Below are 12,646 nucleotides of genomic sequence, written 5' to 3'. Positions count from 1 at the left end.
TCGGAAAGGCCTATGTCGTTGTATGTAGTGAGTGTTGCAACCCTGATGGGGTGTTTATGCCTGCTTCTGTTGGTGCAACAGGTCAGGGTGCACCGATATCGGCAGGCCTGCGCGTCCCTGGGTGTTCAAAACGAACGATTGGCCCGTGATCTAAAACTGGAGACGGCCGAAAACGAGGGCCTGCTTGACGATGTGTCCTGGGTGGCGCTGATCTTCGAGGCCAGTGGAGGGAGCATCCAGTATGCCAATCGGGCCGCCCTGACGTTATTCCAGGTGGCTGACGCCCAAGCCCTGAACTTCCTGTGGTTCGATGATGATGCTGTCTGGTCGAGTGAACCCCATGGCCGGGACAGTTTCCGGCAATGGCTGCTCAGGGCGTCGGGGCAGAGCGATCAGATCCGGGAGTGGCTTTTACCCGTTGCGGGTGGCGGGCATGCGCATCTGGAGGCGTCGGCTCGTCGAATCCGATTTCAGCAGGAAAGTGCCTTGCTGGTCACCGCCAAGGATATTTCACCCTTTGTTGAAGCCAGGACGGAAATGCTCAACAAACAGCGTGTGCTGAACGCCCTGGTGGTGGATCGGCCGCTGGCGGACGTGCTCGACCAGATTGCCGAACTGGCAGAAAGCAAAGTGGCCGGAAGCCAGTGCTGCGTGTTGGTGCTCAATCGCCAACAGCGGACGTTATCCTGTGTAGGGCAGGGGCGTTTTACTGCCGATTATCGTCAACTCGTTGGGGAGACACCTTGCCAGTATGGTGCAACGAGTGCCGGTACTGCGGCCTATACCAATAGGCAAGTCGTCAGTCAGGATTTGCTGGCAGATCCTTCCTGGCACCTTCATCGGGAAGGGCTGCAGAAGCTGGGCGTCATGGCGGTGTGGTCACTGCCGTTCGTCGATTCCACAGGCGCTGTGTGTGGTGTCGTCAATCTGTTTTTCAACAGCCCCGCGGATCTGACCGAAGAGCATGTGGAGCAATTGGGGCCCGTGCTCCACCTGTGCAGCCTGGCGGCTGAGCGCGCCAATCAGCAGGCGCGGCTGGCCAGGATTCTAAGTAGCGAGACTTTTATCCGGGAGGTGGGTGCCAGCATTCACGAGCTTTCGAACGAAGCCTACGCTGAGGAGCTGAAGGCGATTCTGATCAAGATGTGTGGTTACCTGGACGTGCCCAGCATGGCGCTGTGGTCCTCCCGGCAGTCCGACTCGGGCGTACTTCGGCTACTGTGTGAATCGCAGGATTTTCCCGCGTTCACCGATGACATTCCGGTAGCGGACCTGCAGGCGGTCCTGGGGGCTGCTGGCAAAGCCTACCTGCAGCCGGGGCAAAGTGAGCACTACCAGAGTCTGTGCCTGGATAACCTGGAATGGCCCCTGTTTATTATGGCGATATCGCCGGATCGGAGCACCCTGGACGGTTTGCTGGTGGTGTCCCTGGGGACCGAGCGATTACCGGTGGAACTGGAGAGCTATCTGGAAATCATCTCGGATATGCTGGCCAATGCGCTGGGCAAGATCTGGCTGATGGAAGCGCTCTCTGAAAAAGCCGCAAAGGATCGTTCGGAGAGGGAGAAGCTCGAGGGCGAGCTGAACATTGCCAAGGAAATCCAGGCCGCCATGATCCCGGGGGGCGGCCAATACGGGCGGATTAACCAGGGCTGGGATATCCGTGCGCGGCTTCGACCGGCCAGAGCCGTGGGCGGTGATTTCTTCAGCGATATCACCCTTCCTGACGGTCGGGTCCTGGTCGCGGTCGGCGATGTGTCCGACAAGGGAGTGCCGGCGGCGCTGTTCATGTCAAAGGTGGTGACGATTCTCAACTTCCTGACCAGGGAATTGCTGGACCTGTCCTCGATCATGGCCCGGTTGAACGATGAATTGGTGGTCGGTAACGACAATTGTATGTTTGCCACCCTGATTGGGGTGGTATTGGATACCCGTACCGGCCAAATGGAATATTGCAGTGCCGGACATTGTGCGCCGCTGGTGGTGCGACAGGGCATATCCCCTGCCTTTCTGGCGGAAGAGCACGGTCCACCAGTGGGGCTTTATGAAGAGGCGGAGTTCCCGTCTCACCGCATGTCGCTGCCGGCCGAGTCCAGCCTGGTGCTGTACAGCGACGGCGTGACCGAAGCCCTGAATGCCGCTGGGGAAGTGTTTGGTGAGGATCGACTGGCAGAACTGGCTCGTCTTCTGGTCGGCCAGCAGGGCAACCTGGTGGAGAGCATCGATACCATGGTGCGGGCCTATGCCGGAGCATCGCCTCAATCTGATGATCTGACTATTATGGTGGTAAGCAAGCGGCAATGAAGGGCCCACAAGCATGAGCAGTCGAATTGAGGTGGATGTCCAGCAAAGCCTGGACGGGGTGTTGGCCTGGTTGAGTGGCCGCCTTCAGGAGCTCGGGGTGGCGTCGTCGCTGGTCCACGACTGCAAAGTGATTGTCGACGAGTACGTGGCCAACCTGAACTGTCACGGTCGCGGACCATCCGCCTTGCAGGTTTGCTCGTTGGAGGTGCTTCGCGAAGCCGATGATCTGGTCCTGCGATTCCAGGACGACGGAGCCCGCTTCGATCCCACCAGTCATGATGCCACCATCGGGGAACGCGGCATTGACGACCGCCCGGTAGGTGGATTGGGGATTCTGTTAATCAAGGAGCTGTCAGACGGCCTGGATTACCGTTATTGCGAGGGTCACAACTGTCTCGACATCAAGATTCATCTCACCAGAGGGAATTAAATGCCACTCGAAATTTCTGTTACCAAGGCGGATAAACAGACCGTGAAAGTGCTTCTGTCTGGCTCGCTGGACAGCCAGACCGCGCCCGATCTGGAGCGGGAGCTGGCGCATCGAGTCAGCGAAGAGACCCGCGCCCTGGCCATTGATATGAGCGACTTGGCCTTCATCAGCTCTGCAGGACTCCGCATTATCTTCAAGAACATCAAAACATTGAAGCGACAGGGCGGCAAGCTGAGTGTTTCCGGAATGTCACCCAGCATCCGTAAGGTTTTCGAGATCGTCAAGGTGATGCCGGACCTGACAGTGTTCTCCGATGAGGGCGAAATGGATGAGTACCTGGCCGCGATCCAGGAACGGTATCGCGACGCCTGACCCCCCCCTGAGGTCCAGGGGGCCAGGCTCGGTCCACTCAGAAAGCGGCGTTTAACCGGATGGCCCCGGGCAAGCTGATGAATTCATCGTCGGCGTAGTACAGGGGCACCAGGTCCAGCGTCAGGCGATTGTTGTAGATCCAGCGAACTCCGACAACCACCGTATTGTCGGTATCGTCCTCGGTGGTGATCACCGCCTCCACCATGGGGCTGAAACGGCCTACCTCGGTATCTGCCAGGGTGAACTCGGCTCCGAGCCCCAACTCGAAGAAGGTGTCGTCGCGGTCGTCGTCGGCAACGATGATCTGGGGCTGGCCGGTGACGCGCAGGGGCTCAATGTCCATGGTGGCGGCGGCGCCAAACAGCACATTGGTATAGTCCTGGCCGGTATTGCCGTTCTCGTCCTCGGAGTCAATGTGGGCGATACCCGCCAAGGCGGACCAGTTGAGCGTGCCGGCTTCGCCAACGGAGAGGTCCGGCAGGCCGTATTTGAGGATGGCCTCGTTGGTTGAGCTGTCGCTCAGGTCGGCGTTGAAGATGATCTCGGCCCCGGGCACCCCCAGCCGTATTCCACCGCCGGTATTCAAGTCGCCGGTTCCCGTGAACAGATCGACGGACGCGTTGCCCGAGCCGGACAGGTAGCCGTGCTCCAGCAGGAATCCCCGTGTGGGTTCGCGAACGGTCTGCTGTTGGGCGTCCTGGGCCAACAGCGGGGTGGCGAGTGACGAAACAAGGGTAAATACGAGCGTTGCTGCGATGCGGGTTGTCATAGCTAACCTCCTGTTGTGCATAAGACAAATCGATTGAAACCGCAGCCCATTGTCCCCCAGGGCCGTCCCAGCTGCCTGTGACCCAATCGACAGTTCTTCGTGTGGTCACGGGGCCGGCAGGCGACGTCGTTGAGCCTTGTCAAGGATCCCGGCCCTGAGGAGGCCTGATCCGCAGCCGGGCCTGTACTACCGGCCAAGGCTGTTATGGAATTCAAGGTAGTGCCGGGTCACCAGATCCGGCGCCTCAACCTGCGGGTAATGACCGATGCCCGGCAACAGGGTGACGTCGGGGTCCAGGATCAGTTGCCGGTAACGTTCAGCCATATGTTCGCCGGAGATTGGGTCGAGGGGGCCGTTGATGAGCTTGACCGGAACCTCGGTATCCAGCAGCGCCCCTACCCAGCGTTCGCGGAACTTCTGACGCTGCGGCATGTAATGAATCAGCTTGTGCATCACGCCGACACCGTCGTTGCGTGTGATTAGCTCCCAGAATACCTCCACTTCTTCGTCACTTGGCGGGGTGTCCGGGCCGAAAATGTTGGCCAAGCTATCGGCAAGCTTGCGTTTGCTGGTCAGACGGGCAATCAGAAAACCCACCGGCGATAACAGCAGTTTCTGCAGTAGCAGCGGTTGATGGCTTTCCGGGAAAATGCCGCCGTTGAGCAGGCAGGCGCTCATGATCCTCAGCGATGAATCGTCCTCCCGCTCACCGGTGCGCCGTTCCAGATCCCGTGCAATCAGCTCCTGCGCGACGGTATCGCCATAGTCATGGGCCAGAATGTGATACTCGCCAACCCGCTGTTTCCGCAACCAGGTCTCGATCAGAGTGGCCTGGTCTTGAATGAGATAGGTGAAGTCCTTGGGCTTTGCCGAATCGCCGAAACCGATCATGTCCACGGCATAGAGTGAAAACCGGGCCTCCAGCTTTGGCCAGATCTTGCTCCAATCCCACGAGGAGGTGGGGAAACCGTGGATCAGCACCACGGCTGGACCTTTCGGGTTCCCTCCGGTACGGGTGAATACGGGCATGCCCTGAAACTCAAAGGTGCTGCCTGCCTGTCGCCACTGTTCCAAGTTGATCATAACCGAGCCATCGGAAATTGCATTGCTTCTAAAAGTAGACTATTCCCGGTCGTTGCAAATGGTCAATGGTCGTATTTTCTGTACGTCGGTTGTGGTCAGTGGACTTCCGGTGGTCTCTCGTGGCTGGAATTTTCCGTGACAGATCCTGTCCTTAATTATTGCTGGTTACAGCATGGGCGCGGGCCGGGAAATGCTGGCGGTCCGTTGTTGCGGTGGTCACTGACTGAATGGTTGAACGGGGGACATATGGTGGAACGACCGACATTTCATAGCCTGTTGGCCGCCTCCCTGGTGACCGGGCTGTTCCTGTCATTGCAAACGTCAGCCCACCACGGCTGGGGCTGGGCGATGGATGAAGAGTTCCAGCTGACTGGCACCATTATCGGGGTTCGCCTCGGCAACCCCCACGGCGAGGTCACGATAGAGTCCGTCGGTGAGCGCTGGCTGATCGAGGTGGGGCAGCCATGGCGGAACATGCGGGCGGGGCTTTCCGATGACCTCCTCCAGGAGGGGACCCTGGTCACCGTCCACGGACATCGTTCAGCGCGGGAAGGCGAGCGGGTCATGAAGGCGGAGCGGGTGGTGATACATGGCAAGGAATATGTGCTGTACCCGGATCGGGAGTCGTGAGTGACCACCATGTACGTGGACGGGCTTGCGGCGCTTGAAACCACGGAGCTGGCTGTGGCGAATAATCGAGTATTTCTCAGACCGCTGACTTTGGGGCAGGGGCACCAGCGAACCTCGTCATTGCCGCCATCTGTTGCTAAGGTTGTGCGGTCAAGTCATAGAAGGAAGTCGTGTGTGAGCTGGATGCAATTCACTCTCGAGGCCATGGACAGGTTGGGGTGGCCCCTGGCCCTGTTGTTGGGCCTGTTGTTGATACGTAAGCCCCTGGGACGACTGATCCCACTGGCGAAGCGGCTCAAGATTCAGGGGTTGGAACTGGAATTCCATCAGGAACTGCAGGAGGCCTCCCTGAAGGCTAGAGCGGCCTTCCCGGAGCTGCAGGCCGACCGGAAATGTTTGCTCCTCTTGAGTGCCGACAAGTTGCCCAATGCCTCGGTGTTGGAGGCCTGGGGCGCGGTGGACGAGGCCGCAGAGGCGGTGATCCGGCAGCGCGGATTGCCGGTGGATCTGGACTCTGAAACCCGATACAAAGACATCGAGACGGTACTGGTGGAACACAACCTGATCAATACCCGCAAGGGCAAGCTGTTTGCCGAACTGCGCCAGCTCCGCAACAAGGTGGCCCATGCCCCCGGGTTTGTGGTGGGGAAGGCGGAGGCCATGCAATACATTGAACTGTGCTTCCGGTTGGTCGACCACCTGGAGCAACTACGGGCCCAAGGGCCGGAGCGGGTAGGTCATGGCACCGCCGGAATCGCTTGACGAACTGCTGAAGCGGGTGCGGCAATGCACCCTCTGTGCTGCGGAGTTGCCGTTGGAACCCCGGCCGGTGGTCCAGGCCAGTGAGAGCGCCCGGATTCTGGTGGTGGGGCAGGCACCTGGGCGGCGGGTTCATGAAACCGGGCTGCCCTTCAACGACCCCAGCGGCGACCGACTCCGGGACTGGATGGGCGTTAGCCGCGACACCTTCTACGATGAGCAGCAGCTCGCGATTCTGCCCATGGGGTTCTGTTATCCCGGTACCGGCAAGTCCGGCGACCTGCCACCGCGCCCCGAATGCGCGCCTGCCTGGCGGGAGGAGCTGCTGGCCAGGCTGCCCAATATCCGTTTCACCCTCGCCATCGGCCAGTACGCCCAGGCCTACCACATCCCCGGGCCGAGGCGGTCAGTGACCGAGACCGTTCGCCACTGGTCCGACTGCTGGCCGGAGCTGGTGCCCCTGCCACACCCCAGTCCCCGCAACAACCTGTGGCTGCGTCGTAACCCCTGGTTCGAAGACGAGGTGGTGCCGGCAATTCGCCAGCGGGTGTCAGAACTGCTGACTGGTTTCGGGCCCTGAGTGACGATGAATCGCGCCCGGCGATTCGGGTGGCAACCAGCGGAATCCGCTGGATCTATTACACTTCGAGTGTCCCTTAACACAAGTTACCCATCCATCCTTATGCCAAGCGAGGGAATGTCATGTCTGAACAGTTCATCAAATCCAGGGCCGCCGTTGCCTGGGCGCCCAATCAGCCCATGACCATCGAAGAAGTGGACGTGATGCTGCCCCGCGCGGGAGAAGTCCTGGTGCGAATCGAGGCTAGCGGGGTCTGTCACACCGATGCCTTTACCCTGTCCGGAGAGGACCCGGAAGGAAACTTTCCCGCCATCCTGGGGCATGAAGGTGGTGGCATCGTGGAGCAGGTGGGCGAGGGTGTCTCCAGTGTGAAACCGGGGGACCATGTCATTCCGCTTTACACCCCGGAATGTGGCGAGTGCAAGTTCTGCCTGTCCGGCAAGACCAACCTGTGCCAGAAAATCCGGGAAACCCAGGGCAAGGGCCTGATGCCGGACGGCACCACCCGGTTCTACAAGGATGGCCAGCCGATCTATCACTACATGGGGTGTTCCACCTTCTCTGAGTATACGGTGCTGCCGGAAATCTCCCTGGCCAAGGTCAACCCTGAGGCGCCCCTGAAGGAGGTCTGCCTGCTGGGCTGTGGCGTAACCACCGGGATGGGCGCGGTGATGAACACCGCCAAGGTGGAGGAAGGGGCAACCGTTGCCATCTTCGGTCTTGGCGGCATCGGATTGTCGGCGGTGATCGGCGCCACCATGGCCAAGGCCAGCCGTATCATCGGTATTGATATCAATGAGGACAAATTTGAACTTGCCAGGAAACTCGGCGCCACCGAGTGCATCAACCCCAAGGACCACGACAAGCCGATCCAGGAAGTCATCGTCGAGTTGACTGACGGCGGTGTGGACTACTCCTTTGAATGCATCGGCAACGTCAACGTCATGCGCTCGGCGCTGGAGTGCTGCCACAAGGGGTGGGGCGAGTCGGTGATCATTGGTGTGGCCGGGGCGGGGCAGGAGATTTCCACCCGACCGTTCCAGTTGGTCACAGGCCGGGTGTGGCGCGGTACCGCCTTTGGCGGCGTTAAGGGCCGCACCGAGCTGCCGGACTACGTCGAACGCTACCTGGCGGGAGAGTTCCGACTGGACGATTTCATCACCCACACCATGGGGCTGGGGGAGATCAATCAGGCCTTTGACCTGATGCATGAAGGCAAGAGTATCCGAAGTGTGATTCACTTCGACCGGTGAAGGATAGGGCCAAGCGGAGAGGCGATGATGAGCGAATCAGCAGCGGGCATGGAATGCATCAGTGAGAGTAAAAGCTTTGGAGGGTGGCACAAGCAGTATCGGCATGTTTCCAGTGTGCTGAACTGCCCCATGCGGTTTGCCCTGTACCTGCCTCCCGACGCCATGCTGGGGGAGAAGGTCCCGGTGCTGTATTGGCTCTCGGGGCTCACCTGCACGGATGAGAACTTCATGCAGAAGGCGGGAGCCCAGCGCCTGGCTGCCGATCTGGGTATGGCCATTGTGGCAGCGGACACCAGCCCCCGGGGTGAGGAGGTGCCGGACGACCCGGAAGGGGCCTATGACCTGGGCCTCGGGGCGGGCTTCTATGTCAACGCCACCGAGGAGCCCTGGCGGGCGCATTACCGGATGTATGACTATGTAGTGGATGAATTGCCAGCGCTGATCGAATCGCACTTCCCGGTGAGCCATCACCGTGCCATCAGCGGCCACTCCATGGGTGGTCATGGTGCCCTGGTGATTGCCCTGCGTAATCCCGACCGCTATGCCTCGGTCTCTGCCTTCAGTCCCATCTGCAACCCGGTGAACTGCCCCTGGGGGCGGAAGGCTTTCGGCGCCTATCTGGGCCAGGACCGTAGCGGCTGGGCGTCGTATGACGCGAGCCTGCTGATGGCCGACGCCGCGGAACCGGTGCCGACGCTGGTAGACCAGGGGCTGGCGGATGAGTTTTTGGAGCGGGAGCTCAGGCCCCACACCCTGGAATCGGCTGCGGCTGCAAGCCGTTTTCCGCTGACCCTGCGCCGCCACGAAGGTTACGACCACAGCTATTATTTCATCGCCAGCTATATCGATGACCATCTGCGGTTTCATGCCGACCATCTGGGGTTGTGACGGATGGCCGGCATCGAGCACGAAACCATGGAGATCCGATCCTACCGCGCTGCGGAGTTGCATGAGCTGATTAAGCTGTTCGAGGCGTCGGTTTCGGAGCTGACGCAGGCATATTACACCGAACCGCAGCGTCGGGCCTGGCTATCTTCCGTCGACAATACCGGGCTCTGGCAACAGCGACTTTCCGCCGGTGAAACCCTGGTGGCCGAGAACTCAGGTTTCCTGATGGGGTTTATCAGCTTCACGGACCAGGGTCACATCGACCTGCTGTTCACCCACCCCCAGTGCGCACGCCTTGGCGTTGCGACCCGGTTGTACCAACAGGCTGAACGAAGGTTGTTCAGTCGTGGTGTGCGGCGTCTCCATACGGAGGCGAGCCGTGTCGCTCGGTCGTTCTTTACGGCCATGGGATTCGGGGTGACTGAGACGGAGGTTGTCGAACAAAAAGGCGTCTTGCTCGAGCGTTTTCGGATGGAAAAATTTTTCCGGGAGAAGGAGGAAGGAAGTTGTAACTCTCTCGGGCCGATTCTAAACTCCAGTTAACTATTCCGGCAAGGGCGCGGATCTGGATAATCGCGCAGCGCATCAACGTTTGAACTTCTTGCTCACCGTATACACACAAAGGATTTGTACGGACTCTGATGACCCCCAAGGATTACCGTTATCAGGTTTTTGATACCCTGGAAGACCTGGTTGCTTTAAGGCCGGACTGGGATCGCCTCTATTCCCGAATACCAGAGCCAGCCTTCTACCACGACTGGCGTTGGTACCACAGCCTGTTCCGGTTTCTGATCACCGACATCTCCTTTGTCTGCCTCTACTGGCGGCAGGAATTAATTGGCGTTGTCCCACTGACTGTGGGGCAGAGGACCCGTGTGCTTGAACTGCCAGTGTGCAAGTACACCGACCTGGCCGATATCCTGCTCCATCCCGAGCATTGCAACAAACAGGTCCTGGCAGTGCTTCTCGCCGGTGTTCGCAGGCACTTTGGCCCCTGGAGCAGCATCGTCTTCCACCGCATCAGACCGGATTCGGGGGCGTATGCGCTGGTGCGGTTGCGTTCGGGCTTTACCCGTATCGACGTCGTTCGAAGAAACACCTTTTTCAAGACCCGGAATGAGCAGGATCTGACCGCGTTATCGAAAAAACACCTCAAGAATATCAACCGCTTTGAACGCAGGCTCCTCAAGGAGAATGGAAACCTGGAGTATGAGTACCAGAACGTTTCAGAGGACGGAATCGAAGCGTTCCTGGACATCGAGAACAGTGGCTGGAAAGGCGAGGCTGGCACTCAATCCAGTATCCTTTCCGAACCCTTGGCCGCTGCATTCTTCCGGAACGTGGCCCGTGCCTTTACCGAGACCGGGCAGTTGCTGCTGAGTTTTGCCCAGGTTAATGGCCGGCGGATTTCCGGGCAGTTCGGCATTCTGGCCGGTGACAGGCATTATCTCCTTAAAATTTCCTATCACCCCGAATACAGCGACTACTCACCGGGTAACCTGCTGTTGAGAAGCACCTTGCAGAAAGCCGCGGAGTTGGCAACCGTGGATGAGGTGAACCTGGTGACAGGCCCACCCTGGGCTGATCGCTGGCACCCGGAAACCCTGACGGTCTATACGGTAACGCTCTACAGTTACTCCCTGAGGGGCTTGTTTGAGTATGGACTGCTTCGGCTCAAGGATGTTATTCGGCTCTTCAGGAACAAATTTCAGACAGGGAAGGCAAATTGATCACTCACTATGGAATGGCAATAAGGTTCGTCATCGCGTGGTTGGCGGCGGGACTCATTTATGCCTGCGGATTGTTCGTTGGTGATTTCGTCCTGGGCAGCAAAGAACTGCTCTACCAGTGGGAATTCGGCTCCAGGCGAGAACTGCTGGCTGAGCTTATCCAGAACTTCTCGATTGTCGGCATCACGAGCTTGCTCGGTCTGTTAGTGACCGCCTGGTTGTACTCACTGAAACCGGCGATTGGACGATTGGGTGTTATCGCAGCCGGGCTGTTGTTTTACATTGCTTCGGGCCAGGCGTTGGTATTGAGCCTGGTCTGGCTCCTGGCGCTCATAGGCGCACTGCTATTGGTGAGGGGGGCTCGGTTATGACGGTGCCAATTCGCGTTGCCGGTCTGGTTATCGTGCTTGCGGCAAGTAGCCCGGCCCTCGCGGCAGACTATTCGTTGCTTATAGGGGGAGGCTCGAACCCGGGGCGGACTCAGTTCTCCATCGAATCCAATGTGATCTGGTTCGAGCGAATCTTTCAGGAGGCGGGGTTTGATCAGACCATAACGTTGTTTGGCAGTGGGGGAGCCAATCCGGTTGAAGTGAACTACCTTGCCGAGGACACGGAGTCATCAGCGTACGCGTCTTTGGCGTTGGTATTCGACAGTGTTGAGAAAAATCGACTGCGTTTTCGGCCGAGTGAGGTGACCAACGCCGCCCCGCGCCCGCTAACGCAGGAGACGCTTGGCAGTGAGCTGGATCAACTGGCATCCAGCATGGGCGAGGACGATAGCCTGTTGCTGACTTACAGCGGACACGGTGGCCGGGGGGGCAGTCCGGGATCGAACTATCTCTATCTCTGGCACAACACCGACATGTCGGCCGAAGAGATGCAATCGCACCTGCTGGAAGCCGATCCCGGGGCCACGGTGCGTTTTGTGCTGCCCCAGTGTTTCTCCGGCGGTTTTTCTGCTATGCCCTTTCAGAACCTGGATTTTCAGGAAGGGCTCGCCAAGGGCCCAATGATGTGTGGCTTCACTTCTGTGGCTGAAAACCAGCTGTCTGAGGGGTGTACGGCGAGTGTAAATACCGATGATTACCGTGATTATGCTTCCTTCCTGTTCGGTGCCGTCTCCGGCGAGTCTCGTGATGGTACCCCAATGAGGATTCAGGCGGATACCAACGGAGATACCCAGGTGTCGCTCAGGGAGGCCCATCTGTACACGGTCGGGCACGTGCACAGTACGGATGTTCCCCGCTCGACCAGTGAAGAGTTTCTGTTGGCCATGGAGCCTTGGACCCAGCGCTGGGCCTCCTACCAGTCTGCCGGTATCGACAACGAGTTTACCGAAGTGGTACAGGCGCTCGCCGGGGATTTCGACAGTGTTGTTGGCACCCGCGAATTTCTCATGGAGATCAGTCGCAGGCTCCGGGAGCATGCCAGTACAGTCGCGGCCGCCGAGCAGAAAAAACAGGCAACCAGGGAACAAATCAAAGACTTGCAGCGATCGCTCCGAAGCGAACTCCTGATTGTCTGGCCCCAGTTGGCTTCGCCCTACACCGAAGCCTATCAGCAGCTGATTCAAACCAAATTGGACGATATCGCTTCGTGGCTGGCAGAGCGCCAAGATTTCCGCAGGCTGAGGACACTACACCAGGATTACAGTGAGCAGGTTACGGAACTTATTGACCTGCAGCGAGAGCTTGCCGGTTTTCACCGTATCCAGCGTTTGCTGAAGCTGAGCCGGCTGCACGAGTACGTAATTCGCAAAGGCGATAAACAGGTGCGGGAAACCTACCTTGCCCTTCGGAGTTGCGAGGACTGGACGTTGCCAGGGGCTGTGGAGTGAGGCGTCGAAAA

14 protein-coding genes are annotated in these 12,646 nt (G+C 59.0%); 12 read left to right on the top strand and 2 right to left on the bottom strand.

Annotation, left to right across the window (positions count from 1 at the left end; translation table 11 throughout):
* Window positions 1-12: 12 nt before the first annotated feature.
* Genes R3175_RS11165 through R3175_RS11155 form a run of 3 tightly spaced genes read left to right on the top strand, consistent with a single transcriptional unit; the run spans window position 13 to window position 3,106 of the window.
* Entirely contained in the window at window positions 13-2,304 is a 2,292-nt protein-coding gene (locus tag R3175_RS11165; protein ID WP_318944354.1) for a GAF domain-containing SpoIIE family protein phosphatase, read from the top strand.
* 13 nt (window positions 2,305-2,317) lie between these two features.
* The gene (locus R3175_RS11160) at window positions 2,318-2,734 is read left to right on the top strand and encodes an ATP-binding protein (RefSeq protein ID WP_318944353.1); all 417 of its coding nucleotides are present in this window, start codon (window positions 2,318-2,320) and stop codon (window positions 2,732-2,734) included.
* Window positions 2,735-3,106 (top strand): STAS domain-containing protein, encoded by a 372-nt coding sequence (locus R3175_RS11155; RefSeq protein ID WP_318944352.1) that lies wholly within the window; start codon window positions 2,735-2,737, stop codon window positions 3,104-3,106.
* 37 nt (window positions 3,107-3,143) lie between these two features.
* Here the strand turns inward: R3175_RS11155 and R3175_RS11150 are convergent, their stop codons facing one another.
* Both R3175_RS11150 and R3175_RS11145 read right to left on the bottom strand, forming a co-directional pair.
* Window positions 3,144-3,875, bottom strand: coding sequence for a hypothetical protein (locus R3175_RS11150; RefSeq protein ID WP_318944351.1), 732 nt, complete (start codon window positions 3,873-3,875; stop codon window positions 3,144-3,146).
* A gap of 186 nt (window positions 3,876-4,061) precedes the next feature.
* Entirely contained in the window at window positions 4,062-4,958 is an 897-nt protein-coding gene (locus R3175_RS11145) for an alpha/beta hydrolase (protein WP_318944350.1), read from the bottom strand.
* Window positions 4,959-5,204: 246 nt separating this feature from the next.
* Between R3175_RS11145 and R3175_RS11140 the strand changes: the two genes are divergently transcribed.
* From R3175_RS11140 to R3175_RS11100, 9 genes are all read left to right on the top strand, one after another.
* Window positions 5,205-5,588: a DUF6152 family protein gene (locus tag R3175_RS11140; RefSeq protein WP_318944349.1), complete on the top strand. Its 384-nt coding sequence runs from the start codon at window positions 5,205-5,207 to the stop codon at window positions 5,586-5,588.
* A gap of 174 nt (window positions 5,589-5,762) precedes the next feature.
* Window positions 5,763-6,350, top strand: a complete 588-nt coding sequence (locus R3175_RS11135; protein ID WP_318944348.1) for a hypothetical protein — start codon at window positions 5,763-5,765, stop codon at window positions 6,348-6,350.
* Window positions 6,328-6,927, top strand: coding sequence for a uracil-DNA glycosylase family protein (locus R3175_RS11130; RefSeq protein WP_318944347.1), 600 nt, complete (start codon window positions 6,328-6,330; stop codon window positions 6,925-6,927). Before R3175_RS11135 ends, R3175_RS11130 begins: the two co-directional genes overlap by 23 nt.
* 122 nt (window positions 6,928-7,049) lie before the next feature.
* The gene (locus R3175_RS11125) at window positions 7,050-8,180 is read left to right on the top strand and encodes an S-(hydroxymethyl)glutathione dehydrogenase/class III alcohol dehydrogenase (protein ID WP_318944346.1); all 1,131 of its coding nucleotides are present in this window, start codon (window positions 7,050-7,052) and stop codon (window positions 8,178-8,180) included.
* 27 nt (window positions 8,181-8,207) lie between these two features.
* The gene (fghA, locus tag R3175_RS11120) at window positions 8,208-9,068 is read left to right on the top strand and encodes an S-formylglutathione hydrolase (RefSeq protein ID WP_318944345.1); all 861 of its coding nucleotides are present in this window, start codon (window positions 8,208-8,210) and stop codon (window positions 9,066-9,068) included.
* Window positions 9,069-9,071: 3 nt separating this feature from the next.
* A complete protein-coding gene (locus R3175_RS11115) occupies window positions 9,072-9,611 on the top strand; it encodes a GNAT family N-acetyltransferase (RefSeq protein ID WP_318944344.1) in 540 nt (179 codons plus the stop codon).
* 98 nt (window positions 9,612-9,709) lie between these two features.
* The gene (locus tag R3175_RS11110; protein WP_318944343.1) at window positions 9,710-10,798 is read left to right on the top strand and encodes a GNAT family N-acetyltransferase; all 1,089 of its coding nucleotides are present in this window, start codon (window positions 9,710-9,712) and stop codon (window positions 10,796-10,798) included.
* Window positions 10,795-11,169, top strand: coding sequence for a hypothetical protein (locus tag R3175_RS11105; RefSeq protein WP_318944342.1), 375 nt, complete (start codon window positions 10,795-10,797; stop codon window positions 11,167-11,169). Before R3175_RS11110 ends, R3175_RS11105 begins: the two co-directional genes overlap by 4 nt.
* A complete protein-coding gene (locus R3175_RS11100) occupies window positions 11,166-12,635 on the top strand; it encodes a hypothetical protein (protein WP_318944341.1) in 1,470 nt (489 codons plus the stop codon). Before R3175_RS11105 ends, R3175_RS11100 begins: the two co-directional genes overlap by 4 nt.
* The last annotated feature ends 11 nt before the right edge of the window (window positions 12,636-12,646 follow it).

The sequence above is a fragment of the Marinobacter sp. genome (assembly GCF_033722735.1).
Classification (GTDB): Bacteria; Pseudomonadota; Gammaproteobacteria; order Pseudomonadales; family Oleiphilaceae; genus Marinobacter.
Note: the sequence above shows the minus strand (reverse complement) of the source record. Positions and strands in the feature narration are given on the sequence as shown.